This is a genomic window from Dickeya dadantii NCPPB 898 (assembly GCF_000406145.1).
GTDB classification, from domain to species: domain Bacteria; phylum Pseudomonadota; class Gammaproteobacteria; order Enterobacterales; family Enterobacteriaceae; genus Dickeya; species Dickeya dadantii.
Genome location: NZ_CM001976.1, coordinates 3,654,184 through 3,680,796, shown reverse-complemented (window position 1 = coordinate 3,680,796; position 26,613 = coordinate 3,654,184). Strand labels below are relative to the sequence as shown.

Annotated in this window: 23 protein-coding genes; 15 read left to right on the top strand and 8 right to left on the bottom strand. The window is 56.4% G+C overall.

What is annotated here, in order from left to right; genetic code table 11:
- The first annotated feature begins 538 nt into the window (after window positions 1-538).
- From DDA898_RS16570 to DDA898_RS16555, 5 genes are read left to right on the top strand one after another with little or no spacing between them, the layout of a single operon-like run.
- Entirely contained in the window at window positions 539-1,678 is a 1,140-nt protein-coding gene (locus DDA898_RS16570) for a D-alanyl-lipoteichoic acid biosynthesis protein DltD (protein WP_201765867.1), read from the top strand.
- Complete coding sequence (locus DDA898_RS23825) at window positions 1,675-1,797, top strand: hypothetical protein (RefSeq protein WP_012885862.1); 123 nt, start codon at window positions 1,675-1,677, stop codon at window positions 1,795-1,797. Before DDA898_RS16570 ends, DDA898_RS23825 begins: the two co-directional genes overlap by 4 nt.
- Before the next feature lie 10 nt (window positions 1,798-1,807).
- Entirely contained in the window at window positions 1,808-2,926 is a 1,119-nt protein-coding gene (locus tag DDA898_RS16565) for a membrane-bound O-acyltransferase family protein (protein ID WP_038901884.1), read from the top strand.
- The gene (locus DDA898_RS16560) at window positions 2,923-4,356 is read left to right on the top strand and encodes an AMP-binding protein (RefSeq protein ID WP_038901883.1); all 1,434 of its coding nucleotides are present in this window, start codon (window positions 2,923-2,925) and stop codon (window positions 4,354-4,356) included. Before DDA898_RS16565 ends, DDA898_RS16560 begins: the two co-directional genes overlap by 4 nt.
- A gap of 18 nt (window positions 4,357-4,374) precedes the next feature.
- Window positions 4,375-4,596: an acyl carrier protein gene (locus DDA898_RS16555; protein WP_013319137.1), complete on the top strand. Its 222-nt coding sequence runs from the start codon at window positions 4,375-4,377 to the stop codon at window positions 4,594-4,596.
- Window positions 4,597-4,702: 106 nt separating this feature from the next.
- Here DDA898_RS16555 and DDA898_RS16550 read toward each other — a convergent pair whose 3' ends face one another.
- Entirely contained in the window at window positions 4,703-5,743 is a 1,041-nt protein-coding gene (locus DDA898_RS16550; RefSeq protein WP_038911766.1) for a GlxA family transcriptional regulator, read from the bottom strand.
- Between the two features lie 171 nt (window positions 5,744-5,914).
- Here DDA898_RS16550 and DDA898_RS16545 point away from each other — a divergent pair, with 171 nt between their 5' ends.
- From DDA898_RS16545 to DDA898_RS16500, 10 genes are all read left to right on the top strand, one after another.
- Window positions 5,915-6,688, top strand: a complete 774-nt coding sequence (locus DDA898_RS16545; protein WP_038911765.1) for an alpha/beta hydrolase — start codon at window positions 5,915-5,917, stop codon at window positions 6,686-6,688.
- 33 nt (window positions 6,689-6,721) lie between these two features.
- The gene (locus tag DDA898_RS16540) at window positions 6,722-7,345 is read left to right on the top strand and encodes an FMN-dependent NADH-azoreductase (RefSeq protein WP_038911764.1); all 624 of its coding nucleotides are present in this window, start codon (window positions 6,722-6,724) and stop codon (window positions 7,343-7,345) included.
- A 23-nt stretch (window positions 7,346-7,368) separates the two neighbouring features.
- Window positions 7,369-7,677 (top strand): YciI family protein, encoded by a 309-nt coding sequence (locus DDA898_RS16535; RefSeq protein ID WP_038911763.1) that lies wholly within the window; start codon window positions 7,369-7,371, stop codon window positions 7,675-7,677.
- A gap of 463 nt (window positions 7,678-8,140) precedes the next feature.
- Window positions 8,141-9,832, top strand: a complete 1,692-nt coding sequence (locus DDA898_RS16530; protein WP_013319125.1) for a sensor histidine kinase — start codon at window positions 8,141-8,143, stop codon at window positions 9,830-9,832.
- Window positions 9,826-10,551 carry a two-component system response regulator BtsR gene (btsR, locus tag DDA898_RS16525; protein ID WP_013319124.1) on the top strand — a complete coding sequence of 242 codons (726 nt, stop codon included), beginning with the start codon at window positions 9,826-9,828 and terminating at the stop codon, window positions 10,549-10,551. Before DDA898_RS16530 ends, btsR begins: the two co-directional genes overlap by 7 nt.
- Window positions 10,552-10,879: 328 nt before the next feature.
- Window positions 10,880-13,027, top strand: a complete 2,148-nt coding sequence (locus DDA898_RS16520) for a carbon starvation CstA family protein (RefSeq protein ID WP_038911762.1) — start codon at window positions 10,880-10,882, stop codon at window positions 13,025-13,027.
- 99 nt (window positions 13,028-13,126) lie between these two features.
- Window positions 13,127-13,330: a YbdD/YjiX family protein gene (locus DDA898_RS16515; protein WP_012768713.1), complete on the top strand. Its 204-nt coding sequence runs from the start codon at window positions 13,127-13,129 to the stop codon at window positions 13,328-13,330.
- Window positions 13,331-13,363: 33 nt separating this feature from the next.
- On the top strand, window positions 13,364-14,341 hold the full coding sequence (gene yjiA, locus DDA898_RS16510) for a GTPase (protein ID WP_038911761.1): 978 nt from the start codon (window positions 13,364-13,366) through the stop codon (window positions 14,339-14,341).
- A gap of 273 nt (window positions 14,342-14,614) precedes the next feature.
- Complete coding sequence (locus DDA898_RS16505) at window positions 14,615-15,307, top strand: Nmad2 family putative nucleotide modification protein (protein WP_038911759.1); 693 nt, start codon at window positions 14,615-14,617, stop codon at window positions 15,305-15,307.
- 241 nt (window positions 15,308-15,548) lie between these two features.
- Window positions 15,549-15,995: a hypothetical protein gene (locus DDA898_RS16500; RefSeq protein WP_013319120.1), complete on the top strand. Its 447-nt coding sequence runs from the start codon at window positions 15,549-15,551 to the stop codon at window positions 15,993-15,995.
- An 85-nt stretch (window positions 15,996-16,080) separates the two neighbouring features.
- On the opposite strand, the gene eutR is transcribed toward DDA898_RS16500, so the two are convergent.
- The 7 genes from eutR to ytfR form a co-directional block, all read right to left on the bottom strand.
- A complete protein-coding gene (eutR, locus tag DDA898_RS16495; protein ID WP_038911758.1) occupies window positions 16,081-17,124 on the bottom strand; it encodes an HTH-type transcriptional regulator EutR in 1,044 nt (347 codons plus the stop codon).
- A gap of 266 nt (window positions 17,125-17,390) precedes the next feature.
- Complete coding sequence (locus DDA898_RS16490) at window positions 17,391-18,737, bottom strand: aldehyde dehydrogenase family protein (protein WP_050570344.1); 1,347 nt, start codon at window positions 18,735-18,737, stop codon at window positions 17,391-17,393.
- Window positions 18,738-19,205: 468 nt separating this feature from the next.
- The gene (locus tag DDA898_RS16485; protein ID WP_038911756.1) at window positions 19,206-20,894 is read right to left on the bottom strand and encodes a dipeptidase; all 1,689 of its coding nucleotides are present in this window, start codon (window positions 20,892-20,894) and stop codon (window positions 19,206-19,208) included.
- A gap of 98 nt (window positions 20,895-20,992) precedes the next feature.
- Window positions 20,993-22,402: a phosphatidylserine decarboxylase family protein gene (locus tag DDA898_RS16480; protein ID WP_038911754.1), complete on the bottom strand. Its 1,410-nt coding sequence runs from the start codon at window positions 22,400-22,402 to the stop codon at window positions 20,993-20,995.
- Window positions 22,403-23,012: 610 nt separating this feature from the next.
- Window positions 23,013-24,005: a galactofuranose ABC transporter, permease protein YjfF gene (gene yjfF / locus DDA898_RS16470; RefSeq protein ID WP_038901866.1), complete on the bottom strand. Its 993-nt coding sequence runs from the start codon at window positions 24,003-24,005 to the stop codon at window positions 23,013-23,015.
- The gene (gene ytfT / locus DDA898_RS16465; protein WP_139348398.1) at window positions 23,992-25,029 is read right to left on the bottom strand and encodes a galactofuranose ABC transporter, ATP-binding protein YtfT; all 1,038 of its coding nucleotides are present in this window, start codon (window positions 25,027-25,029) and stop codon (window positions 23,992-23,994) included. The genes yjfF and ytfT overlap by 14 nt, the downstream gene beginning before the upstream one ends.
- Window positions 25,030-25,042: 13 nt before the next feature.
- On the bottom strand, window positions 25,043-26,545 hold the full coding sequence (gene ytfR, locus DDA898_RS16460; RefSeq protein WP_038901864.1) for a galactofuranose ABC transporter, ATP-binding protein YtfR: 1,503 nt from the start codon (window positions 26,543-26,545) through the stop codon (window positions 25,043-25,045).
- Between the last annotated feature and the right edge of the window lie 68 nt (window positions 26,546-26,613).

Genomic DNA, 26,613 nt, shown 5'->3' with positions numbered 1-26,613 from the left:
CTTCTGGCTAGTGGATCAACATCGCAGGGGGATGCCTGCGCGACGTCGCTTTTCAACCATTCAGGATGTGTAAGTTTCCCGGCAACCCGAGCCTGGTCTGAATGGTTGACTCACTCAGCCGGAAAGGAAGAAAGCCACTCTGTATAAGAGGCTTGTTGCAGCCTCGTCAGTTGGTGATTCTAAACTTCTACTTTTCCACGAAATACTCTTTTTTATCATGATGATGTGTGAGCCGATCCTATAATCTGCCAAACGTTCGATTTATTCATCAACCTCCCTTTAAAGTCCTGAAACCGGTGTGCCGGAGGGAATGTGTATAAAGGGTTTTTTGATGCAATGACATCATCTTCCTCCCCTTTTACCGTCTGGTGTGGCGCTTATCCTTAAGACAGACTAAACACTGTACATACCGTTACACAGCAACGCTCATCATTGAAGATTAGCCTGGTATATAGTGTCGAAAAAAACAGTGGTTGATTTGCTGCAAAGATAAAAATTAACAAAGTCTAAACAATTTGATGCATATGGTTTTACTTTTATGATAAAAATCAAAAATACTATCTGCCTACATATCCTGATGGCTACCCTGGCCATCTTGGTTCTTTGCGTTCCCCCGCTGGTGACGAGCTTTGATCCGCCACTGAATTTCCAGCCATTGATTAAAAGCCTGGACGGCACGCCCAAAGAACTCAAGGAGAAAATGGCGACTATTTCTCATGCATTACAAGGGAATGCGATTTTCTTTATTGGCGCGTCGGAAGTCTCCACATCCGACGATGAACATTACGCCGTATATAATTACTTCAATAACCAGCTGCGTCGACCGGTAGTCGCCTATGGTGATGCGTATATCGATAATGTTGCGCACTTCTTACTGCTCTCTCGTTTTAAAAATGACCTGAATGCGAACAGTAAGGTCGTTTTGCAATTAGCACCCGATAGTTTTTACGGTGATGGGGTTCCGGGGGCGGTTTTTGCCGATAATTTCCCGCCCTCGATGTTTAATCCCTTGATGGAAGATGCCGAACCGCGCCGCTTTTTGGTGAGTTATTTACAGAATCTCAACATCGAAGAGGTCAGCCATTTAACCTTCGGGCAAATGCGTATTTATGGCTGGCACCCGCAAATTATCTGGCAGGAAGTGAGCTATCAGTTTGCCATTTTCTGCGAAATGATAAAAAAAGACTGGCTGGCAAGACTGGGGATTGAGCCTCAACCGGTGCAGCCGTGGCCTGTTAAGCCCTCGCCTGAAATTGTTCCCAACTGGGATAATGAATTGGTTAACGCCCATGAACTGAATAAATCTCGCCAGCAAAGTGCTGCGACATTCTGGATGGATAAGTCTGTCTATGATGACGATCCGACACAGGATGTATGGGACGACGCGCCGCTATTTCCTGCACAAATGGACGCGTTCCAGGCAACCATTAAGCTGCTTAAAGAGCGCCACGTTCAGGTGGTGGTGATTGTGGATGCGATTAATCCGTGGGCGATTAAAAACTCGGAGAAATTCCAGTCCATTGATAAACAAATCAGGTCGATGCTGGATGAGAATCAGGTCCCGTATCTCGATATGTACGCTATGCCTTACCAGAACGGCTGGAACTGGGACCGCCTGCATCCAACAGATCCGGCATGGGTGGTGATGGACCGTTTTATTGCTGAGAGTTTTAAATGATGAAATACGCGATTCGCCTTTTTTTTATTTATCTCTTGCTGGCGGTGACCATCGTTGCCTGGACCTCTGTTGATGACAGCATGAGTTTACAAGTGCATTTTGAATATCAAAAGTTCTGAAGGATGAATAATGTATAGCTCCGGAACATTTTTTTTCTGCCTGTTTGGATTAGCACTGTTGTTTGTGCTGATTAATCGGCTATGGCATTACCGGCTGACCTATTTATCCGCCATTTCCGCGCTGGTGTTGTTAGGCTGGGGATATATTTTCCAGGGTGATTATATTGTCCCTGTGGCAGTTTTCCTGAGCTTTTATATTATTGTCACGTTGAAAGAAAAAGGCTGGTTAAAAACCTGGCAGGCGGTAACGTTGACGCTGCTGCCGTTGTTTTTGGTGAAATTACACCTGAACAACCACTGGGGGATGATCGGCTTGTCGTTTATGACATTTCGCGCTGTTGACGTATTACTGTATCGCACCAAAAAAGACGGCCAGAATTTCCTGCATTATTTCGGCTATCTCTTTATGCCGCTGGTTATTTCTGCCGGGCCGATGTATCGCTGGCGAGCCTGGGTGACGGATAGTAATAAGCCGTCCTTCGTTATCACTCGCGAGCAGTTTTTACCTGCCATGGAGCAGATTTTCATCGGTATTATCCAGAAATTCCTGTTCGCTACGCTGATTGATAGCCTGGTCATTCAGTCGTGGAGTCATCGTCCGTTTACCTTAAGCGTCGGCATTGTGATGTCGGTGGCCTACAGCGCGTACCTTTACTTTGATTTTGCCGGTTACAGCAATATGGCGATTGGGGCAGGGCGCTTATTTGGCCTGAATATCCCGGCGAACTTCAATATGCCGATCCTGGCTAAAAATCCGCAAGATTTCTGGCGTCGTTTCCACATTAGTTTGTCCGAATGGCTAAGGGATGTGGTTTTTATGCCGATTTATATGAATCTGATGAAGATCGATTTTTTCCGACAGAATAAAACGCTGGCACAAAACATTGGTATTTTTTGCACCCTGTTTTGTATGGGGGCATGGAACGGGCTTGAACGACACTATATCATCAGCGGCGCGTTGTTTGGCGCCATTTCCGTTGCGCACAATATGCTTCAGTGGTCAGCCAAACGCAGCCCGGTATTAAGCAACTGGCTACAGTCTCCGGTTGTGGTCTTTTTGGGACGCATGTTAACGCTGGCAAGCGCTGCGGCTTCCCTTTACATCTTTAGCGGAATGTCCCCTCTATGAACCTTCACCCCGAGCTTCAGGAACTGCAAGATTTCTTGCTTACGGCATTACTCAAGCCCGCGAACCCACACCAGTTGGCGATTAGCGGCAGCGACGAAGCCATGACCTGGCAACAGTTATCCGTCGCCGTTACAGACTGGTCGCAGCGCTATCAGCACTGCCAACAGCCCGCTGGTACACCGGTCGTTTTATACGGGCATCAACAGGCTGAATTTGCCGTGGCTATCTATAGCTGCCTGTTGCACAACATTCCGTATATCCCGGTGGACTGTATCTACCCGCAGGAGCGGCTCAAAGAGATTTGCCAGTTGGCGAGCGCTCCTTACTATTACGACGTGGCGACCAGGCAATTCGTGGCAACCGGTGAAGCGGGCCAGGTGCTGGCCGAGCAGGATCTCGCTTATATCATGTTCACCTCCGGCAGCACCGGAAAACCCAAAGGGGTGCAGATCGGGCGTGAAAGCCTGTGGCACTTCATGAAGTGGGTGCGTCAGGACTTTTCGCTGCCTGACGTACCGGTGCTGATGAACCATGCGGTGTTCAGCTTCGATCTTTCCCTGATCCCGCTGCTGGCTAATCTGGCAACCGGGGGGCACATCGTTCTGAATGCGAAAGAGGATATCGCTGCGGAAAACTGGCTCGAACGCCTGAAAAACAACGGCGTTTCCGTCTGGGTTTCAACGCCATCTTTTGCCTATCAGCGGTTGCTTTCCCCACAGTTCAACAGCGAGTATTTACCCGATCTCAGCGTCTTCGTGTTCATTGGCGAAGTGTTAAACAAAGCGCTGGTAAAACAGCTACGCCGCCGTTTCCCGCACGCCAAAATTCTCAACTCCTATGGCCCGACGGAAGCGACTATCGCGACCACCGTCATCGAAATCACCGACGACATTTTGCACAGTGAAAACGATCTGCTGCCGATCGGTGCGATGATGCCGGACTCCAGAATGGAAATCACGTCTGAGGGCGAGCTGATTATTTGGGGCAAAAACGTGATGCGTGGCTACCTCGGGTTAGCGCAGGAGAACGCCGAGAAACTGCTGCATCGGGAAACTGAAGCGTTCCGGGGTTACAGAACCGGCGACCTGGGCTACGAGGACGGGCTACTTTATTGCCAGGGCCGGAACGACAGTCAGATTAAACTCAATGGTTATCGCATTGAAATCAATGAGATTGAAAACCGCCTGCTGGCGATGTCCGACATCAGCGAAGCGGTTGTTCTGCCGCTGATGAAATCGGGCGGCGGCGTTTTGCGTATTGCGGCATTCTGCGTGACGCATTTAGCCCCAGAGGCGATAAAAACATCGCTTTCGAAGGTGATTCCGCCCTATATGGTGCCTTCTCAAATTATAATTAAAGACGCGTTGCCGCTTAACACGAACGGCAAAATCGACCGTAAGCTGCTGGATACCCATGCCCGCACGAATTAATGACTCCAGGAAAAAATGATGGAACAAGAAATACTCGCTCTGTTTGAAAAGGTCTTATCCCGCAAAGTGGGTTTTAACGATGAGCTGATTGAGTCCGATATTCTCGACTCTATTCTGGCGGTCGATCTGGTGCTGGAAGTGCAGGACGTTTACGGCTGCATGATCCCGCCGACCGAAGTCGCTAACGTACTGAAGACCCCGGCGGATTTAGCTCGCTACATTGAAGAGCATCGCGGTTAGGAAGAACATCGCAGTTAGAAAGAACATCGCGGTTAAGAGCCTATTGGGATAGGCTCTAAGCCTGAAACGGCGACTGTTTTTTGTCTTTTTATGACCCCGGATATGTTCATCCGGGGTTTTTTATTTCAGACGGCGCCGACGTCGCGGCCTTATCGTTTCTTCGCATCGCCCATTTTCTATACTGAACAGGCGTCATCCCCATCAGCTGTGAAAACGCGCGTCTGAACGCCGTATCTTCACTGTAACCACACTCTTGCGCCACCCGCTTGATGTTGGCTATCGGGTTTTCGAGCAGCAGACAGGCCGTTTCGATTCTGACGCGCGTAATAAAATTTTTCGGGCTCTCGTTGGTAAGCTCTTTGATTTTTCTGTGCAGTGTCCGATCGCTAAAATTCAGGGCGCGAGCCAGCTCTTCCGCCGTTATTGATGGGTTCTCGTATCGGATCAGGTGTTCTGCGCGTAGCAGTAACGGATTCACCGTATTCATGAACCCTTGCGGAGCATAAATGCGCTGCGACAACGGTTGGCTATCGGCAACGGCAATATCCGCCGCCAGCTTGGCGATGTCGGGGCCTGCCTGCTGCCGAATAATATGCAGCGCAAGCTCAACCCAGGATAGCGGGCCGCCGGTAGTGATGATGCCGTCCTGCTCTTCCAGCGCTTTTCCCCATACCGGTTTCGCCTTGGGATAACGCTGTTTAAAGGTGTGGTAGAGCCACCAGGTGGTACTGCAAAACCGCCCATCCAGCAGCCCGGCTTCACCCAAAATGAAACTTCCGGCACAGGCGCCGCCTATCAGTGCGCCTCGCTGGTATTGCTGTTTCAACCAGCACGCCGATTCACCAACGGAGGTGGCCGACGCCGGTAATTTATCGGGGCCGAGCATCATGCCGGTGGCCAGCACCATGTCTGATTTCTCGCTAGCGTCAAACGAACTGTCGACGTAGATAAGCCGTCCCTGCGCGTCGCGTACCGGCTTGCCATCGGCACTGATAATCGCGGTTTCAAAACACAGGCCGGCGGGCGCGGGCGGCGCTTTCCCTTCCGGTCTTGTCATCAGCGCCTGATTGACCATCCAGAATATGTCGGCCAGCCCCGCAATGGCCGACGACATGCTGCCGGGCAGAGCCAGAATGGAGATACGCATCGCGATGTCTCTCTGTCAGTGAATATTGGCTGATTTTGCATGAACCATGTCAAATTTGCCACCTTACCTCAAGCGTTTTTTCCGACTAAACTTCAACCATTCCGTATCGCAAGGGTAATGAAACATCAGGGAAAACCCGGCGATCGTCATTAATCTGCCCAAGGAGAGTCTATGACGTATTCCCGTTCTGCCTGGCTGCGCAAACTGGCTATCAGCCTGGGGTTGCTTCTCTTTGCCAGTGTTCAACCTATTGCGGAGGCCGCGAAAATTAAGAATATCGTATTAGTTCATGGCGCCTTTGCCGATGGTTCCAGTTGGTCGGCGGTGACGACTCGGTTGCAAGGCATGGGATACCATGTCACCGCGGTTCAAAACCCGCTCACCTCGTTGGCCGACGACGTCAAAGCGACAGAGAACGTGTTGCAAAGGCAGCAGGGGGATGTGTTGCTGGTGGGGCATTCATGGGCGGGCGCCGTGGTCACCCAGGCCGGTAATGCGTCGAACGTTCGTGGAATCGTCTATTTATCGGCGCTGGTGCCGGACAGCGGAGAATCCGTTGCTGATTTATTGCAGCGCCTGCAAGCACCGATGGAAGGGATGGCGCCGGATTCAAATGGTTTAATCTGGCTGGATAACCCGGAACAGTTCCGGGCGGTTATGGCGGGGGATGTGCCGCTAAAAAAAGTACGGGCATTGACCGCGGTACAACAGCCGATCGCCGCAAAAGCGTTTGGCGATAAGGTTCAGCATGCGGCGTGGAAAGACAAACCCACGTGGTATTTGCTGACGGAAAATGACAACGCATTAAATTCATCGATTCAGAAAAAAATATCTGACCACATCGGCGCAAAAGTCATGTCGATTTCATCCAGTCACATGTCTCTTGTGTCACACCCTGATGCTGTCGCGAATTTTATTGATAGTGCAGCCAAAGCGATTAAATGAGCAAACAAGCTTGAAAATAAAGGAGAGGTTATTGTGAAAGTTTTACATATAGACTCCAGTATTCTTGAAGACGGCTCAGTGACACGGCAGATTTCCGCTGATGTTATTGCGCGGTTAGTCAAACACCATCCGCAGGCCTCCGTGTCTTACCGTGATGTCGTGAAACATGAAATCCGTCATTTGACCGGCGCCATTGCCGCTGGTTTCCGCCAGATAGCGTCAGTGTCGGCGGACAGTTCAACGTTGCAGGAGCACGTGATCTCCGAACAATTGGTGGCAGAGTTTCTGGCTAATGACGTGATTGTGATCGGCGCGCCGATGTACAACTTTTCCGTATCCAGCCAACTGAAAGCCTGGCTGGATAGAATTGCGCAGGCAGGAAAGACATTTAAATATACCGAAACCGGGCCGGTAGGTCTGTCCGGCGGCAGAACCGTGATTGTGGTTTCCGCGCGCGGCGGTTTTTATGCCGAACAGCCTTTTGCCGGTATGGATTTTCAGGAGCGCTATCTTCAGGCTTTTTTTCGGTTCCTCGGTATTACCGATATTTATTTCGTTCGTGCGGAAGGGGCGTCAAAAGGCGATGAAATAAGAAATCGTGAAATCCAAAACGCCAAATCATCAATTCAGTCAATTATTGACTCTCTTGCTGCCTAACTCACTTAATTAAGGTGGTCACGATGTTACATGCTATTACGCTTGAATATTCCAGCACGAAACATGAACTTGAAAAGCATATTGATGCACACAAAAAGTGGCTTGCCGATAATATTAAACAAGGGCGAGTGGTTTTTGCCGGCCCGTTAGAAGACGGCACCGGTGGGTTTATTCTGGCTTATACCACGGATAGTGCGGCAGTGACCGCCGCGCTGTCAGACGATCCTTTCGTCAATCTGGGGTTGGTCCGGGTAGATATTAAAACGATTGAACCGGCAATTTGCTCGGGTCACTTTTACTCCGAATGGGCCGGGAGCGCCAAAGCGTTGTAATACGCTGAATCCTTCAACACGTTATTCATGCATTGATGAAACGGTACGTTAATTCGGTATCAATCCTGTATTGATATTTAGCGCAAGATATTTTTATAGGTGATGTGTTTTTAGTGCATATCTGGCGTGCGGTTAGTTTTTTATTCAATGCGGCGTGTTTAATGCAATGCAGGGGTTTTAGTTAAATATAATCTTGTAGCCAGGTATAACGTTTTAGTTTAATAAAGCGCATACCCGAAATAATTCGGGATGCAGAAAGACGGCAATGCAGCACATCCCCGTCGCTGACTCAAGTCAGTGACGGGGTGAGCGACAATGGCAAACATCTGCAACGTGGCAGTGGAATATGACGGGTGTCCAAATAAGTGAAACGCGTCAAGGTAACGTCGCGAGTTTGTGTTAGGGTATGCTCCTCAGGGAATCGTCCGATTCCCGGTTTTTTTGCCCCGTCCGAGTTTTTATCATGTATGAGTTCAAACTGGTTTTACTGTTGCTCCAGCAGATGTGCGTCTACCTGGTGATCGCCTATCTGCTCAGTAAAACGCCGCTGTTTATCCCCCTGATGCAGGTGACGGTTCGGTTGCCGCATAAGCTGTTGTGCTACGCCATGTTTTCCATGTTCTGCATCATGGGCACCTATTTCGGGCTGCATGTGCAGGACTCCATCGCCAATACCCGCGCGATCGGCGCGGTGCTGGGCGGCCTGCTCGGCGGGCCGGGCGTGGGGATGCTGGTGGGGATGACCGGCGGGCTGCACCGTTATTCACTCGGCGGTATGACCGCGTTCAGTTGTATGGTATCGACCATCGTCGAGGGGCTGCTGGGCGGCATGGCGCACCGTTTGCTGATGCGTCGCGGCCGGGTCGACCGGCTGTTCAATCCCTTTACCGTGGCGGGGGTGACGTTTATCGCCGAATTGCTGCAAATGGCGATTATTTTGTCGCTGGCACGGCCGTTTGACGACGCGCTGAAGCTGGTTAAGGACATTGCGGCGCCGATGATCGTCACCAACAGCATTGGCGCGGCGATGTTTATGCGCATCCTGCTGGACCGGCGCGCGATGTTCGAAAAGTACACTTCGGCGTTTTCAGCGCGGGCGTTGAAAATCGCCGCGTGCACCGAAGGTATCCTGCACCAAGGGTTTAACGAAGAAAACAGCATGCGGGTGGCGCAGGTGATCTATCAGGAGATGGACATCGGCGCGGTGGCGATCACCGATCGCGAAAAGCTGCTGGCCTTTATCGGCATCGGCGACGACCACCATTTGCCGGGAACGCCTATCGCATCGGGTCATACCCGGCGCGCCATCGAACACAACGAGGTGGTGTACGCCGACGGCAACGAAACGCCTTACCAGTGCTCGTTGCAGTCCACCTGTCGTTTAGGATCGACGCTGGTGATCCCGCTGTGCGGTGAAAATCAGCAGGTGATCGGCACCATCAAACTGTATGAGGCCAAAAACCGCCTGTTCAGTTCGATCAATCGCACCTTCGGCGAAGGTATCGCCAGCCTGCTGGCCGCGCAGATCCTGGCCGGTCAGTATGAGCGCAGCAAGCAGTTGCTGACGCAGTCGGAAATCAAGCTGCTGCATGCCCAGGTCAACCCGCATTTCCTGTTTAACGCGCTCAATACCCTGCTGGCGGTGATCCGCCGCGACAGCGAACAGGCCGGCCGGCTGGTGCAGTCGCTGTCGACGTTCTTTCGCAAGAACCTCAAACGCTCTGAAGAAGTTGTTACACTGGCCGATGAGATCGAACATGTGAACGCCTATCTGCAAATCGAGAAAGCCCGTTTTCAGGAGCGGCTACAGATCCGTTTCAATCTGCCGCCGGCGCTGATGTCGATGCGGTTGCCGGCGTTCTCGTTACAACCGCTGGTGGAAAACGCCATCAAGCACGGTACGGCGCATCTGCTGGGTACCGGCATCATCACCATCAGCGCCAGCCGGCAGGGCGACCGCCTGTTGCTGAGCATCGAGGATAATGCCGGCCTGTACCAGCCTCGCACCAACTGCACCGGGCTGGGGATGAATCTGGTGGATAAACGCATCCGCAGCCGTTACGGCAACGACTATGGCCTGAGCGTGGAATGCGAGCCTGACCGTTACACCCATATCCATCTGACCCTGCCTTGTGAGGAAAGCCAGCTATGCTGACCGTGCTGATTGTTGATGATGAACCGCTGGCGCGGGACAATTTGCGTTGCCTGTTGGAATCGGATGACGGCCTTGAGCTGGTGGGCGAATGCGCGAATGCGGTGGAGGCGATCAGCGCCATCCACCGGTTGCATCCCGACGTGGTATTTCTGGATATTCAGATGCCGCGCATCAGCGGGCTGGAGATGATCGGCATGATCGACCCGGACAATATGCCCTACATCGTGTTCATTACCGCCTACGACGAATACGCCATCAAGGCGTTCGAGGAACAGGCGTTCGATTATTTGCTCAAGCCGATTGACCCGCCGCGGCTGGCGAAAACCTTGCGCAATCTGCACCGTGAGCGACCGGCGCAGAATATCGACAAGCTGTCCGACCCGCAGGCCGGCCTCGACTACATCCCTTGTACCGGGCACAGCCGTATTTACCTGATGAAAAGCAGCGAAGTGCAGTTTGCCAGCTCGCGGCAGAGCGGGGTGTATGTGACCGGCCCGCAGGGGGAGGAGTGCTTTACCGAGTTGACCCTGAAAACGCTGGAAAGCCGCACCCCGCTGGTGCGCTGTCATCGGCAGTATCTGGTCAACATGGAGCATCTGCGCGAAATCCGGCTGGAGGAGAGCGGTCAGGCGGAAATTGTGCTGAAAAGCGGCCAGCCGCTGCCGGTCAGCCGCCGCTACCTGAAAACCCTCAAGCAACTGCTCGGCCTTAAGGGGTGAACGTCCGGTCCGTGTTTGCGCGGGCCGACTTTTGCTTTCTGCCGCTGTTTTTTCCTGTGGTTGTCTTCTTTTTCCTGTGGTTGTCTTCGTCGCCGGTGCGTTGACCCGTGTCGGCATCGCATCTTGTGCTGCTTTTCTGTTGCCCGCCGAAGGGTGAACTTTCGTCAATCCAGGTAAAAATCCGTCACCGCTTATCCCGGTATGCGACCGGTCATCGGCTTATCCGACCGCTGACGCAAATTCAGCTATTGCCCGACTTGTGGCCCGATTACAGTCACGACAGGTGACTACATCATAAGTAATTACATCAATAAGAAGAGTAAACGCTATGAAAGATAAACTTCTCAGGCATCTTCCCTGGGCGTTACTGGGGTTCATCGGGGCCAGCTGTCTCGGCGTGGTCGCGCTGCGTCGCGGCGAACACGTCAGCGCCATGTGGATTGTGGTGGCTTCGGTAGCGGTCTACCTGGTGGCCTACCGTTACTACAGTCTGTACATCGCCCGCAAGGTGATGCAGCTCGACGCCAACCGCGCCACGCCCGCGGTGGTCAACAACGACGGGCTTAACTATGTGCCGACCAACCGCAATGTGTTGTTCGGCCACCACTTCGCGGCCATCGCCGGCGCCGGTCCGCTGGTAGGCCCGGTGTTGGCGGCCCAGATGGGCTACCTGCCAGGCACGCTGTGGCTGCTGGCCGGGGTGGTGCTGGCGGGCGCGGTGCAGGACTTCATGGTGCTGTTCATGTCGACCCGCCGCAATGGCGTCTCGCTGGGGGAAATGATCAAAGAGGAAATGGGGCCGGTGCCCGGCACCATCGCGCTGTTCGGCTGCTTCCTGATAATGATCATCATCCTGGCGGTACTGGCGTTGATCGTGGTGAAAGCGCTGGCGGAAAGCCCGTGGGGCGTGTTCACCGTCTGCTCCACCGTGCCTATCGCGCTGTTTATGGGCATTTATATGCGCTTCCTGCGCCCCGGTCGGGTGGGGGAAGTGTCGGTGATCGGCATCGTACTGCTGCTGCTGGCGATCTGGTTCGGCGGCGTCATCGCCCACGACCCGTACTGGGGCCCGGCGCTGACCTTCAAGGACACCACCATCACCTTCGCGCTGATCGGCTATGCCTTTATCTCCGCGCTGCTGCCGGTGTGGTTGATCCTGGCGCCGCGTGACTACCTGGCGACCTTCCTGAAAATCGGGGTAATCGTCGGTCTGGCGATCGGTATTGTGATCATCAACCCCGAACTGAAAATGCCGTCCATGACCCAGTTTATCGACGGCACCGGTCCGGTGTGGAAGGGCGCTCTGTTCCCGTTCCTGTTTATTACCATCGCCTGCGGCGCGGTATCGGGGTTCCATGCGTTGATCGCATCCGGCACCACGCCGAAGCTGCTGGCCAACGAAACCGATGCTCGCTTCATCGGTTACGGCGCGATGCTGATGGAGTCCTTTGTCGCCATCATGGCGCTGGTCGCCGCGTCGATCATCGAGCCGGGCCTGTACTTCGCCATGAACACCCCGCCGGTGGGGCTGGGCATCACCATGCCTAACCTGCACGAGCTGGGCGGCGCCAATGCGCCGGCGATCATGGCGCAACTGCACGACGTCACCGTGCAGGCGGCGGCCACCGTCAGTTCCTGGGGCTTTGTGATTTCGCCGGAGCAGATCCTGCAAACCGCGAAGGACATCGGCGAGCCGTCCGTGCTCAACCGCGCCGGCGGCGCGCCGACGCTGGCGGTAGGGATCGCTTATGTGTTCCATCAGATCATCCCCAGTGCCAACATGGGCTTCTGGTATCACTTCGGTATTCTGTTCGAAGCGCTGTTTATTCTGACCGCGCTGGATGCGGGCACCCGTTCCGGCCGCTTTATGCTGCAGGACCTGCTGGGCAACTTCGTCCCGTTCCTGAAAAAGACCGATTCACTGGTCGCGGGTATCGTCGGCACCGCCGGTTGCGTCGGACTGTGGGGCTACCTGCTGTATCAGGGCGTGGTGGATCCGCTGGGCGGCGTCAAGAGCCTGTGGCCGCTGTTCGGCATCTCTAACCAGATGTTGGCCGCGGTGGCGCTGGTGCTGGGCACCGTGGTGCTGATCAAGATGAAACGTACCCGCTATATTTGGGTGACAATGCTGCCGGCGGTCTGGCTGCTGATCTGCACCACCTGGGCGCTGGGGCTGAAGCTGTTTAGCAATAATCCGCAGATGGAAGGTTTTCTGTATCTGGCGCGCGTTTACAAACAGCGCATTGCCGAAGGCACCGACCTGAGCGCGCAGCAGATCAGCAACATGCATCACATTGTCGTCAACAACTATACTAATGCCGGGCTGAGTATTTTGTTCCTGGTGGTGGTGTATAGCATAATTTTCTATGGTATCCGCACCGCGATGAGTGAGCGAAACTCGTCGGAACGTTCCGACCGGGAGACGCCGTATGTGCCGGTGCCGGAAGGCGGCGTGAAGATCTCCTCCCACCACTAACCGAGGGCGAGGAGGATACCGCCGGCGGGCGCCTGTACGGGCCTGCCGGCGTTCATGTCCTGTCGGCGCGCAGACCAGCGGAGACAAAGAGAGGGCGATATGTTCGGAAACCTTGGGAAAGCGGGAAAATACCTGGGACAGGCCGCCAGAATGCTGGTGGGCATCCCGGATTACGATAATTATGTGCAGCACATGCAGACCAACCACCCGGACCAGGACGTCATGAGCTACGAGGAGTTTTTCCGCGAGCGCCAGCAGGCACGCTACGGCGGCAGCGGCAAAGGCGGTTTTCGGTGCTGTTGAACGTCAGAACGCGACAAGGAGTTTTTTTCGATTATGACCCATTCAGTACCCGCAGACGTATTACCCGCGACCATTCTCACCGGCTTTCTCGGCGCCGGTAAAACCACGCTGCTCCGGCACCTGTTGTACGCCGATCACGGTGAAAAGATCGCGGTGATTGAAAATGAATTCGGCGCGGTGGCGATTGATGACGCCTTGCTGGGCGACCGGGCGACCCGCATTACCACACTGAGCAACGGCTGCATCTGCTGTAGCAGCGCCAACGAGCTGTCCGACGCGCTGCATGACCTGCTGGACGGGATTGATCGCGGCGAACTGGTCTTCGACCGACTGGTGATCGAATGCACCGGTATGGCCGATCCGGGGCCGGTGATTCAGACCTTTTTTTCCGACGAGCGCCTGAGCCAGCGTTTTCTGCTGGACGGCGTGATTGCGTTGGTGGATGCGGTGCACGCCGATGACCAGTTGAACCGGCATACCGTAGCGCAGGCGCAGGTGGGCTACGCCGACCGTTTATTGCTGACCAAGACCGACCTGGCGGGCGATACCTCGGCGCTGGAGTCAAGGCTGGCACGGATCAACGCGCGCGCCAGTCTGCATCGGGTGATTAACGGCCAGATCGACCATCGCCAGATCTTCGGTGTCGACGGTTTCATGCTCAACGATCGCCTGTCGGTTTCTCTGCCGCGTTTTCGGCCGTTGATCGAACAGGATAACGCCATCACTTCGCTGGTGGTGCGGCTGACGCGCCCAGTGGACATGGCGGCGGTATCGGCGGTGATGGAGCAATTGTTGGTCAACTGCGCCGACAACCTGCTGCGTTATAAAGGCGTGCTGGCGATCGACGGTGATGACCGTCGCCTGCTGTTTCAGGGGGTGCAGCGGCTCTACAGCGCCGACTGGGACCGGGAATGGCACGCCGATGAACCGCGCGAAAGCGTGATGGTGTTTATCGGCATCCGGTTGCCGGAAGACGACATACGCCGCGCGTTTGATGCGCTGAGTGCGTGACCACGCTTGCCGGATGAAACGTGGGAATACTTCATCTGGCAATGATCCATTTTCCGTTTAGGAAGTTGCTGGATATTCTATTTTGGTGTTGATTTCCGGTGTGGAATAAAAGTCCAACGGACTTCGTTGGTCGGTCCGAATAGTTGACCTTTTTATTCATATCCTCTGATTGGTCTTCGTCAGAATAACTGACCATGAATAACGTTCAGTGTTTTTGTCGTTGTTTTTATTATCGCGCATGGCGTGGTTGTCGTTTATCCGATAGGAGGTTTTATGCAGCTATTCAGTTATAAAATGACCCACGATACTGGATTCGCGCCAAATCCATTTGGCGAGACGTTAACACTGGCAACCTGTAAGCCTCATTTTCGGTTGAGAAAGCGGGTGGGGCAGTGGATTGCGGGGTTTACATCCGCTGCCTTGACTGGGGAGCCTGTGGGCGAAGAGCGTCTGGTTTATCTGATGCGGATTGGCGAAAAAATAACTATTCGTGATTACTATTACGATCCACGCTTTTTAAACAAACGCCCTGGTGAAACAACAGAAGGGCGATGCGGAGACAATATTTATTGCCCGGTGATACCAACGGCTACCGATGATGAGCATTTTGAGCTGATAGCCAATCCTCACCACGATGAAAGTGATAAAAAGATCGATATATCAGGAAGGTATGTTTTAATTGCCGATGAGTTTTATTACTTCGGTAAAAACGCGTTGGTGATTCCTGCAGAACTGCGCCCTGCTATTCCCAGAGGTCAGTCGGCGCATGGTCGGCTGACGACAGACGAGCAGGTTGTCAAATTTATCGACTATATCCGACACCATTACTCGCCGGGAAGGCACAGCTGGCCGACGTGGTGGAAAGATGATGAGACATCATCACCGTGTGGAAAAGCATGTGCGATAAAAACACCGTCTTCATGGGATAAATACACCGGCGGAGCCGGAAAAAAGAAACGTTGTTGAATATATTACAGCATCGCTTTTCTCTGTTTATTCGTCGGTCGCCATGTGACGCAGAGCATCAACAATCAACATGTGTCATCAACAAGAATCTTATTTTGTCTTTTACCGAGATATGACAGGTGATTTTTATTACGCTATTAATCTATTTTGAAAATTAGTGTTATATTTATTACCTTTGGTGGAAACAATTTATAGATAACTATATTACGGCTCTTTACTTTATTCAGAAGGATATTGAATCATGAAAAACGTTACCAAAATTTTAGTGGCTACGGCGTCGTTATTGGCGTCTTACTCGGCGATGGCCGGCTGGCAGCCGTATAAAACCGTGACGCTGGATGGATATAACAATACTGTCCCTGGCGGAAGCGCTTACAATGAAACCACGATCGCGTCGGGGGTTTATCGTTTTCGCATCGATCCGACTTCGGCGGGGGTTGACTATGCAACAGGGCAGGCCGGTAATACGCGTTCAAAATCGGCGGCGTTGATGGTGTATGACCGCACCAGCACCTCGGATAAGACCGCTGCCGTCAGCTATTACGGCCTGAATGACGATGGGATGCATGCCGCCGCCATCATTCATGCGTTCCCGCAAACCGGGGGCTTCGACTTGTACCTCCAGGACTGGCAGCGTGTGGACAATTCTGGCACGGTGAAAGTCATTATTGAAAAATGGCAGGATTGATCGCCTGAAGCGACGAGCCGATGCCCGTCGGCTCGTCATATACCGCCTGATATCCATGACCTCCGCGTGCCCGATTTTCCCCCTTTCATCCAGCTAATCGCGCTTTGAGCGTTACCGATGGTTTTTCATCAAACAGCCGCTGGTAGTCGCAGGCGAACTGGCTCAGGTGCCAGAACCCCCACTGCATGGCGGCATCCTGCACGGTACGGTGGCAGGAATAAGGACTGATCAGTTCGCGGCGTACCGCGTTGAGGCGGATCATCTTCAGCCAGGCGTTGGGGCCGCACCCCAGCACATCGCAGAACGCGTTTTGCAACGTGCGGCGGCTGACGTGCAGGCGGCGGCACAGGTCGAGCACGGTGACCGGTTCCGACTGCTGGCTGAGTACATATTCTCTGGCGCGGCCGATCAGGCTGCGGTAGCCGATGCGTTTGTCGGTGTGCGCGGTGCCGGCGACGGCCGGCTGGGCGCTTTCCAGAAACGAGATCACCGTGGTCAGCAGGTTGTGTTTCAATACCTTGACCGCATTGCTATGCCGCAGGCGTTGCGGTTCATGGCCGCCATACCACAGCGCTTCACGCAGAAACGACCAGAAGATTTCACGCCTGCGCGGCTCCACCAGCAGCGTGGCGCTTTGCGCCAGCAGACGGGTCAGCTGTTCCGGTTCTTCCAGTGCGTCGGTGTATTGCAGCAGTTCGTCGTGGGAAACCACCACCCCCAGAATGGCGTAGTCGTCCGGCGTGTTCAGTTCGAACTCTTTACCGCCGGGGCTGACGGCAATCGCGCTGTCGCTGATGGGGTGGGAGCCGATGAAGCCGGTCCCGACATGACGGGCCGGGATGCCGAACCAGAAGGAGTCCGGCCATACCATGCAAGACTGGCGTAGCGCCAGACTGGTGTATTCGTGACAAAGCTGGATGCCGTCGAGCAGGATTTCCTGTAGCTCGCCGTTGAAATGCCCCGGCGAAACCTGATCGTAAATTTGCTGCCAGGCGGTAATGGTGCGGGACTGGGCGTAGACGTCCTGAGTCTGGCGCTGATGCACGTTATCGCCCGGCGACATTGCTGTTGTTGCCGAAAGACGGCGCACCGCATCCAGATGATGCAGGTTGACCGGGTTATGTTTCATCGTCAGCTCCCCTCCGTGACAATAGCGGGCGAGGTCCGCAAGGCATGGTGGCCGGTCGTTGCCGGCGACAGGGCTGATGCAGACCTGCGCATGACCCGTTATACGGCATTCGGTTGGGGAGGAACAGGCGCTGCGGCACACTTTGTTCCATTCCCCGATTATTCCAGCCCCCTGATTATTCCAGCCCCTGATTTCTCCCTGCTCCCTGTGGCGTTGCCGTGTCGCCGCCGGTTGTTGTCGGCGGCGACACCGTGGCGAACGTGCGATCAGGCGATACGGAACATGTCCACCAGTACGCAGCGGCGCAGACGGACGAAGGTGCGGGCCGAGGTGACGCCTTCGCCGGTCGGGGTCGAGATAGTCATCGAGGTCCAGCCTTCGCCGCCCAGCCCCAGCCCGGCGATACAGGGGCCGTTTTTCACGAAAATACTGGTGTTGATGGCGTTGGCCATCCGGTTCAGGTTGCGGATGTTGGTGGAGTGCATCGCCGCGGTGTGGCGACAGCCGTTTTCCAGTTTGACCGCCAGTGCGATGGCGTCATCCACATTTTTCACCCGTACCACCGGCAGCACCGGCATCATCAGTTCGGTGACGGCGAACGGGTGGCCGGCATCGGTTTCCGCCAACAGCAAGCGAGTGTGCTCGTTGACCTCCAGCCCGATGGCGGCGGCGAGTTTGGCGGCGTCGCGGCCGACATAGTCACGGTTGACGCGGCCTTTACCCTGCGCGTCGATATCGCTCAGCAGCGCGGGCAGCAACCGCTCGGTCTGTTCCGGCGTGAGCAGCACCGCATGGTTGCGCTGCATCTCCGCCAGCAGCGCGTCGGCCACGCTGTCCACCACGATCAGCACCTTCTCGTCGGCGCAGATGATGTTGTTGTCGAACGAGGCGCCTTTGACGATGGCGCGGGCGGCTTTCGGAAGGTCGGCGGTTTCATCCACCACCACCGGCGGGTTGCCCGCTCCGGCGGCGATCAACCGTTTGTCGGTATGCTTGCGCGCCGCTTCCACCACCGCTTCGCCGCCGGTGACCACCAGCAGGCCGATGCCGGGGTAGCGGAACAGACGCTGCGCGGTTTCGATATTCGGGTCGGCGACGCTGACCAGCAGGTTCTCCGGGCCGCCTGTCGCGACAATCGCTTTGTTGAGCAGGCTGATGGTGCGCAACGACACCTTTTTCGCCGACGGATGGGGCGCGAACACCACGCTGTTGCCCGCCGCGATCATGCTGATGGCGTTGTTGATCACCGTGGCCGCCGGGTTGGTGGACGGCGTGACCGAGGCGACGACGCCCCAGGGCGCGTTTTCGATCAGCGTCAGGCCGTTATCGCCGGTCAGCACTTCCGCCGACAGGCATTCGATTCCTGGTGTATGGCGCGCCTGAGACACGTTTTTGACGTATTTATCGACTACGCGGCCCATACCGGTTTCGGCCACCGCCATTTCCGCCAGCACCTGCGCGTAGCGTTCGCCGGCCACGCGAATGGCTTTAATCACCTGCTGGCGCAGTTCAACGCTGGTCAACTGCTGCTGAGCCTGCGCCGCGGCCTGAACCGCATCGTCAAGCGAGTCGAAAATACCGCTCGGCGCATCAAACATCACCGGGGCGGGCATCGGTACTGTCGGTTCGATCACGGGGTGTTCCATAGGGCTTATCCTCTTGTTATGTCACCTGTTTACGCGTCGTTGATCATCGGCCTGGAGCAGGTTGATCAAACGTGCAGTGGTCAAAAGTACGGATGCGAATTCGGTGTCTTATGCAGGTCGGGCCGAGTGTGGCTCGGCATGTGCGGAGGTTGTCATTCCCGCATGGCTAGAAGATGGGATGACTGTGCCGCAACGGGGGAATCTCATCCCTGAGAGAACCCTTCCATTATTCAGACCTCGCCGCCTGACGGACCCGGTCTGATGTCTCCTGTGTTGACTTGTGGTTATTGTGGCAACGGCGCGCCAAAGCGAATAACAAAATTCGGCAAGTCGGCGTAAAGGTTGAAAGGGATCACGAAAAAAGAACCGCCTGATGAACAGAAAAGAAATCGCCGGGCGATGAGGCGGGGGCGGCGCGGCACCCCCGTAGCGCCGTCATCGGCGGGTTGCCGCCGGGGCGACCGGCATGTCGTAGCTTATCGGCCCGTCGCGATAATTGGTGATGCTCAACCAGTCGGCCGGGTAACCGATGGGAATGGCGGGTAGGTTCTGCGGGCGGAGCGGCGGCGGATTGATGTAGCCGTCGGAGTATTTGGCGATCAGCATATCCGCCAGCCCCCACCAACGGGCGAGCACCTCGTCGGCGTTGTGCTCGCACAGCCGGGCCAGTTGCGCCGGATCCGGCTGCTGCGCCATGGCGTTGTCCCACTCCGCCACGCGCGCGTCCTGTTGTGCTTCCAGAATTTGCTGCAACGGCCGGATATCCACGTGGTACATCCGCTGATAATTGAGTCGTGCCCAGTTGGCAACGAAATCGAACGCCCACCATGCCGCCCGGCGATCAAACTGCTGGGGATCGCCGCTCTGGTAGGCGGCGGGCAGGTCGGGGAGTTTGGCCGGGAAGGGGGCAAAACAGGTAGTGTAAGCCACGTCCGGGCCAAACCAGACGATGCCGCGAGTCAGCTCCGGCGCGGCGGGACGGGTTTGCGCCACGTAGGTATAGCCCTGGTAGAACACCGAGATGGCGCGTTCCCAGGCACCGAGCAGCGTGTGGTCGGCGGAGACATTGTTCTGGTTGCCGTCGTAGGGGCCGACGTAGCGGTTGGGATCGCCATAGGGGCCGGCCGCGACGCCTTTGGTCAGGTCGAACGGGGTGCCTTCGTAGTGGTCGCGGTACAGCGCGAACAGGTCGCGAGCGACGAGCGGAGTTTTGGGCGTGACCGAGAAAGGGTAGTCGGTAGTGTAGCTGCCGCCGTTCACCCACGGGCTAAGGCCGAGATCCGGGTTGATGCGATCGAAGATGCGCCAGACGCGGCGCAGCGAATAGTAGGGGTGGTTGTATTCCCCCCAACTGACCGATTTCAGCCAGTCGACCGGGCCTTGTTCCGGCGTCGCCCAGCCGACTTTTTTCAGCCCAGGCAGCAGGTGGCGGGAAAACCGCTGCGCTGGGTCGTTCTCCCGGATTTCCCGGATACGGAATTCGTTCGCCGCCACGAAGACGGTGCCGTCCGGGACACGCTGGGCCACCCAGGCCGAGTGGTAGACTTCATCCGGCAGCGCGCACATTTCAAACACCCAGCCTTCGTTTTCATCCGCGACCAGCAGGGTTTCGCCGGTAGAGAAATAACCGTAGGTGTCAATCAGCGATCCCATCAGGTCCACCGCCTCCCGGGCGGTTTTGCAGCGTTCCAGCGCAATGCGCGACAGCTCGGCGCTGTAGAACAGGCGGCAATGGGTGTCGTTTTCGGCCGCTTGTTCCACGGTGACGTGCGTCGGCTCGTACCTGGCTCCGTTGGTGCATTCGCCGAACATCAGATGGTGTTCATTCATGATGCCGTAGTTGCCGTCGAAGTAGGCGTAGGTGTGCTCAACCTGGGGAATGGCGCCGATCAACGGCGTTTCCGGCCAGCCGGGCGTCTGGTAGCCGGCACCCCGGTCCTGGCTGACGATGCGCGGATAGCTGACGTTGGTGCCGTCGATGACCCCGCGCAGGCTGCCCGGCGCATGATGCTGTGCCGGTACATGGATAAAACGCTGATCCGACAATTCGTCATCGTCCGAATGGGTCACCATCGTGGAACCGTCGGCGGTGGCGCCGCGGGTGATAATCATTGTGGTACACATGGTTTACCTGACCTTGATGAAGCCGGGGTGCGCGAGAGCGGGCTCCGGCCCGGGTTGATAAACGGGCCCCGGCCACAGCCGGAACCCGGGGCGGGCGCTTATTGGCTTTTGTGAAGCGCGGTGGCGATCACGCTGCCCAGCGGGGTGGGATTTTTATCGTTACGGTGACGGGCGGCGTCGATGGCCCATTTTTCCAACGCCACCCGATCTTTCTGGAAGATCATCATGTGGGTCGATCCGCCGAATTCGAAGTGACCGATTTCGACGCCGCGGGTGATGCCGACCGGCTCGGCGCTCTCTTCAACGATAAAGGTGCTGGGTTCGATCACGCAGCTGGAGACTTCCACCATGCCGATGCAGATTAGCGCCACATAGCCGCAGGTCTTGTGCCGGAAAATAAACACCGCGCGCGCGGCCACGTGACCGAGGTAAGGTTGCGACTCGGTGCCTTCCCAGGTGCCCTGATCTTCACCCTGTCCGGGACGCTGAGCGAAGTAAGTGCCCGGCTCTACCCAGGAACGCACCAGAAAACCGTCCAACGGCGCGTTCCAGCGATGATAGTGGGTGGCGGAGAGGAACCCTTGATAGAGCTGCCCTCCCTCGAACAGTTTGGCCCATTGCCGCTGCCCGCCGAACAGATCGAGCAGCGAATAAGGTATGTCTTTGACCCAGAATCGGCTCTCCAGCTGCAACTGGTCGGCGTAGCGCCACGGCGTGGTTTCACAGCCGATGTCGACCTGGGTGTTCGGATCACCCTGGAATGGGCGCGCGCCGGGGACGAACTGACGGATAAAGAAATCGTTCCAGCTGGCGAAACCGTAGCCCGGCAGGTTGGGATCGTGCTGCATCTGGTGCCAGACGCCGGCCTGATGCGCGGCTTTGGAGATCCAGGAACCGGCTTTTTCCGGCTGTGCGATATCGAGCTTGTCGAGTGAGGCGCTGCTTTTCAGGAAGCAGTTCCAGGCGTCCAGCACCTGGCGAAACTGCTGGTTGAACGTCGCGTCGTGGAACAGCGCCACGCCTGCTTCTGTCCCCATCGCCACCGCCAGAAACGCATTCATCGGTGTCCCGACTTGTGCGGTGGTGTTGAACGACGGCGAGGTAGTGATGATTTCGTTGAGGATCTCGAAGAAGCTGTCGTAGCTGTCTATCCAGGTGGCGTCGCCATCGTCGCTGATCTCCTTACGGGTGGATTCGGGCAGAGAAGCAACATAGGCGTTGGATTGTTCGATCATGCTATTGAGCCACATGCGGTAGACGCTGTGGTTGGTCACCCAGTTTTTAAAGTTCTGGAGCACGGGCTGCATCGGCGTCAGGGTATTGGTCTGTTTTCTGTTGGCGATATGTTCGCGCAGCGGCATCAGAAATTTGGCGGTAGCCCATACCCGGTTGGGCACCCAAAACCCCATCTGGATCGGCCCGGCGTTATCCAGGGTCAGCAGGCTGTGCCCGCTGCTTTCGTAATCTACTTCCGGTGTGCTTGCGGTGTGGTTTTTGGAGCGAGTCATGGCATTTCCTCTCGATAGAACATGTCAATGTCGAAAAATGAATGTGGTCGAAAAATGACGTGGTCGAAAAATAAATGTGCGTTGAAAAATGAACGTGCAGCCACCCGAAAAAACCGTTGCACAGGGCAATTGCCGGGCTGACGGTAGCTTCATATCGTTATGTTTGAACAACGTACGACCTGGTGGTGTGATGAAAGGAAAGCGAAGGGCGGCAAGGATGAAAGCGCTATGGGTATATACCTTAAATAATTCAAGTAGCAGGACAACCGGCTTGCGTGTTGAACAACGCAACGCGTTGGCCCTTTATGGCAAGGCTCATTAGAGCCTTGTCACGCGGCAACAGAGCGAATCCCAAGGATGGGCCGAGTAATAAAGCCAACGCTTCTGCAACTTGACGTATGACGGGTATGATGCCGGGTCGTTGCCCGGTGACAACATGCGCTGTCCCTGTATCAAACATAGGCGTATTCCGGCCGATGGCAAGTTTGCCGCCGACGGGTGATAGTTGACTCAATGGCATGATAGGGAGTGTTAGGCGAGTACAAACGTAGGGTGAGGCCTTGGGGGCGCGTCTCACACCTACGTTTGGGGCGGGTTACCGGTTCTGCCGTTATCCGTGCGGGGCGATACGGCGCACCGGCGCATTCTGGCGGTTTTCCCACAGCGCGGTCAGCCCGCGTTGCAGGGCGATGAACACAAACAGCAGTACGCCGATGGCAATCTTGGTCCACCAGGAGCTTAGGGTGCCGTCGAAATTGATGTAGGTTTGAATCAGCCCCTGAATCGCCACGCCGAATAACGTACCGAGCACGGTGCCGACGCCGCCGCTCAGCAGCGTGCCGCCGATCACCACCGACGCGATGGCGTCCAGTTCGACCCCGACCCCGGCCAGCGCATAGCCTGCCGAGGTGTAAATGGAGAATACGATGCCGGCGAGGGTCGCCAGCCCAGTGGACAGCATGTAAATGCGGATGGTGGTGCTGCGGGTGGAGATGCCCATCAGGTTAGCGGAGGTGCTGTTGCCGCCGATAGCGTAGACCTCGTTACCAAAGCGAGTATGGCGGGCCAGCACGATGCCGACGGCGACGACCATCAGCATCAACAACCCCATCGCGCTGAGTCGTCCGCCGCCGGGAATGACCCACGCCAGACTGGAGAGCGTCTCGTAGATCGGATGGTTGATCGGCAGGGATTCTTTCGACACCAGATAGCTGGCGCCGCGCAGAAAGAACATCCCGGCGAGGGTGATAATGAACGCCGGGATCTTCAGCGCGTCGATAAGCCAGCCCATGAACGCGCCGAAGGCGCAGCCCATCAGTAGAATCAGCGGGAATGCCGCCAGCGGCGACAGCCCCCAGACGCCGATGGCTTTGGCGAGAAACACGCCGGTAAAAGCGATCACCGACCCGACGGACAAGTCGATACCGCCGGAGAGAATCACAAAGGTCATGCCGACGGCGATGATGCCAAGAAAGGCGTTGTCGGTAAGAATGTTGCAGATCACCCGGGTGGAGGCGAAGCCGGGAAACTGCGTCAGGCAGTACAGATAACCCAGCACGAACACCGCCAGGGTAATCATCAGCGGCAGATTACGCTTTATCATGATGGCCAGCTCCTCGTAGCAAGGTCATAAAGCGCGGTGACTGAACGATCAACACGCACAACACCACGATGGCTTTCACCACCTGATTGAGTTCCGGCGGAAAGCCGGACAGCAGAATACCGGTGTTCATGCCCTGAATGATCAGCGCGCCCACCACCGAGAGCGCCAGATTGAAGCGCCCGCCCATCAGCGAGCCGCCGCCGATCACCACCGCGAGGATGGCGTCCAGCTCCAGCCACAGGCCGGCGTTGTTGGCGTCGGCGCCGCGGATGTCGGCGGTGACGATCACCCCGGCGATGGCGGCGCACAGCCCGCTCAGCATATAGGTCATCGTGACCATGGCGCGGGTGCTGACCCCGGCGTTTTTCGCCGCCCGGATGTTGATCCCCACCGATTCGATGAACAGCCCCAGCGCGGTTCGGCGCACCAGCAGCCAGAACAGAAGCAAGGTGACCAACGCGATGATCACCGGCGTCGGGAACCACAACAGCGCGCCGCTGCCGAGCCACGCCAGCGGCGGCGAGTTGAAGGTGACGATCTGCCCGGCGGTGATCAACTGGGCGATGCCGCGCCCGGCCACCATTAGAATCAGGGTGGCGACGAACGGCTGGATCTTCAGAACCGCGACCAGAATGCCGTTCCACAGCCCGGCCAGCATGCCGACGCCGAGCGACGCCAGCAACACCACCGGCAGGCTGTAGCCCTGCACGGTGAGCGATGCCGCCACCGCGCCGGCGATCGCCATGATGGCGCCGACCGACAGGTCGATGCCGCCGGTGGCGATCACCAGCGTCATGCCGATAGCCAGCAGCGCCACCGGCGCCGCCCGGTTGAGGATATCGATAGGGCTGCCGAACAGGCGACCATCCTGCACTACGATCTGGAAAAAGTGGCTGGCGACCAGGCTGTCCACCAGCAGTACCAGCGCCAGCGCGACGATCTGCGGCATCCCCTGCGGCAACCGTAACGACGGCCAGCGAAACGGACGTTTGTCGGAGCCCGGTTTGAGCTGTGAGCGAAGCATCACCCTGTCCTCCTTATGCCGCGATGGCATTCATGATGGCGGAAACGGACAGTTGGTCGAGCGGGATTTCCGCCACCTGCTGCCGGTCGCGCATAATCAGTACCCGGTCGGCGTACCCCACCAACTCCTCCAGTTCGGAAGAGATCACCAGCAGCGCCAGCCCGTTGGCGCACAGGCTTTCGATCAGCCGGATGATCTCGGCATGCGCGCCGACGTCGATGCCGCGCGTCGGTTCATCGAGGATCAGGAATTGCGGCTTGGTCAGCAGCCAGCGCGACAGCAACACTTTCTGCTGATTACCGCCGGACAACAATTCGATGGGCTGTTCGGCGCTCGGCGTGCGAATGCCAAGCTGGCGGATGAACCGTTCGGCGATGGCCTGCTGTTCCTTGCGAGGGATCGGGCGTAGCCAGCCACGCTGGGCTTGCAGCGCCAGAATAATATTTTCCTGCACCGAGGCGGCGGCGATGATGCCGTCGGTTTTGCGATCTTCCGGACAAAAGCCGATGCCAAGGCAGGAAGCCTGATGCGGCGAGCGCAGCGTCTGCGGTTTGCCTTTGATCACCGCTTCGCCGCAATCGGCTGGTTTGATGCCAAAGATCACTTCGGCGGTTTCCGTGCGTCCGGAGCCTAGCAGCCCGGCAAGACCGACGATTTCGCCGGGCCGCACCGCCAGTTCGAACGGCGCAATCACGCCTTTTTTGCCGTAGCCTTTGAATTCCACCACCGGTTTGTCGCTCAGCAGCGTGCGGCCGGCGCGTTGCAGCGCGTTCTGCTCCAGTTCGCGCCCCAGCATCATTTTTACCAGCTCGATCTGCGGCAGCGAGGCGGTGTCGCGGGTGCCGACGAACGCGCCGTTGCGCAGCACCGTGATGCGGTCGGTCACCTGATAAACCTGGTCGAGAAAATGCGTGACGAAGATCAGGCTGACGCCCTGATCGCGCAGCTGACGCATCAGGGTGAACAGCATTTCCACTTCCTGGGTGTCTAGGCTGGCGGTGGGTTCGTCGAGGATCAAGACCTTGGCGGAGAGGTCGATCGCGCGGCAGATGGCGACGATTTGCTGCATCGCCACCGAAAAGCGGTTCAGCGGTTCGCGGACATCCAGTTCGAAACCGTAGGAGGACATCAGCGCGGCGGCGCGTTTTTCCATCTCTTTGCGTTGCAGCAATCCGAAGCGCCTGGGTTCGCGGCCGATGAACAGGTTATCCGCCACCGACAGGTTGGGCAGCAGGTTCACCTCCTGATATACCGTGCCGATCCCCAATTGCTGGGCGTGAGCGGTGTTTTTCGGCGAAATGGACCGGCCTTCGAGGTAGATAGCGCCCGCATCGCGCTGATACACCCCGGTGAGGGTTTTAATCAGCGTGGATTTCCCCGCGCCGTTTTCCCCCAGCAACGCCATGATTTCCCCGCGCCGCAGGCTGAAGTCCACCTTATCCAGCGCTTTTACCCCGGGAAAGTGTTTACTCAGCCCTTCCGTACGCAGGATGTCCTGGTTGTCGAAACCGTTCATGCGATTCTCCCTCACAAAACCGGCGATGTCCTGCCACGGCAGTGGCAGGACGGAGATGACGATAAACG

Bases quoted from the DNA above. Each gene is read 5' to 3' on its own strand.
- DDA898_RS16530 (WP_013319125.1), top strand. From the start codon at position 8,141: ATGTATGAGTTCAAACTGGTTTTACTGTTGCTCCAGCAGATGTGCGTC.
- yjiA (WP_038911761.1), top strand. From the start codon at position 13,364: ATGACCCATTCAGTACCCGCAGACGTATTACCCGCGACCATTCTCACC.
- DDA898_RS16560 (WP_038901883.1), top strand. From the start codon at position 2,923: ATGAACCTTCACCCCGAGCTTCAGGAACTGCAAGATTTCTTGCTTACG.
- DDA898_RS16515 (WP_012768713.1), top strand. From the start codon at position 13,127: ATGTTCGGAAACCTTGGGAAAGCGGGAAAATACCTGGGACAGGCCGCC.
- DDA898_RS16480 (WP_038911754.1), bottom strand. From the start codon at position 22,402: ATGACTCGCTCCAAAAACCACACCGCAAGCACACCGGAAGTAGATTAC.
- DDA898_RS16485 (WP_038911756.1), bottom strand. From the start codon at position 20,894: ATGTGTACCACAATGATTATCACCCGCGGCGCCACCGCCGACGGTTCC.
- DDA898_RS16500 (WP_013319120.1), top strand. From the start codon at position 15,549: ATGAAAAACGTTACCAAAATTTTAGTGGCTACGGCGTCGTTATTGGCG.
- ytfR (WP_038901864.1), bottom strand. From the start codon at position 26,545: ATGAACGGTTTCGACAACCAGGACATCCTGCGTACGGAAGGGCTGAGT.
- DDA898_RS16520 (WP_038911762.1), top strand. From the start codon at position 10,880: ATGAAAGATAAACTTCTCAGGCATCTTCCCTGGGCGTTACTGGGGTTC.
- btsR (WP_013319124.1), top strand. From the start codon at position 9,826: ATGCTGACCGTGCTGATTGTTGATGATGAACCGCTGGCGCGGGACAAT.
- DDA898_RS16535 (WP_038911763.1), top strand. From the start codon at position 7,369: ATGTTACATGCTATTACGCTTGAATATTCCAGCACGAAACATGAACTT.
- DDA898_RS16490 (WP_050570344.1), bottom strand. From the start codon at position 18,737: ATGCCCGCCCCGGTGATGTTTGATGCGCCGAGCGGTATTTTCGACTCG.
- DDA898_RS23825 (WP_012885862.1), top strand. From the start codon at position 1,675: ATGATGAAATACGCGATTCGCCTTTTTTTTATTTATCTCTTGCTGGCG.
- DDA898_RS16545 (WP_038911765.1), top strand. From the start codon at position 5,915: ATGACGTATTCCCGTTCTGCCTGGCTGCGCAAACTGGCTATCAGCCTG.
- DDA898_RS16550 (WP_038911766.1), bottom strand. From the start codon at position 5,743: ATGCGTATCTCCATTCTGGCTCTGCCCGGCAGCATGTCGTCGGCCATT.
- DDA898_RS16565 (WP_038901884.1), top strand. From the start codon at position 1,808: ATGTATAGCTCCGGAACATTTTTTTTCTGCCTGTTTGGATTAGCACTG.
- DDA898_RS16570 (WP_201765867.1), top strand. From the start codon at position 539: ATGATAAAAATCAAAAATACTATCTGCCTACATATCCTGATGGCTACC.
- DDA898_RS16555 (WP_013319137.1), top strand. From the start codon at position 4,375: ATGGAACAAGAAATACTCGCTCTGTTTGAAAAGGTCTTATCCCGCAAA.
- eutR (WP_038911758.1), bottom strand. From the start codon at position 17,124: ATGAAACATAACCCGGTCAACCTGCATCATCTGGATGCGGTGCGCCGT.
- ytfT (WP_139348398.1), bottom strand. From the start codon at position 25,029: ATGCTTCGCTCACAGCTCAAACCGGGCTCCGACAAACGTCCGTTTCGC.
- yjfF (WP_038901866.1), bottom strand. From the start codon at position 24,005: ATGATAAAGCGTAATCTGCCGCTGATGATTACCCTGGCGGTGTTCGTG.
- DDA898_RS16505 (WP_038911759.1), top strand. From the start codon at position 14,615: ATGCAGCTATTCAGTTATAAAATGACCCACGATACTGGATTCGCGCCA.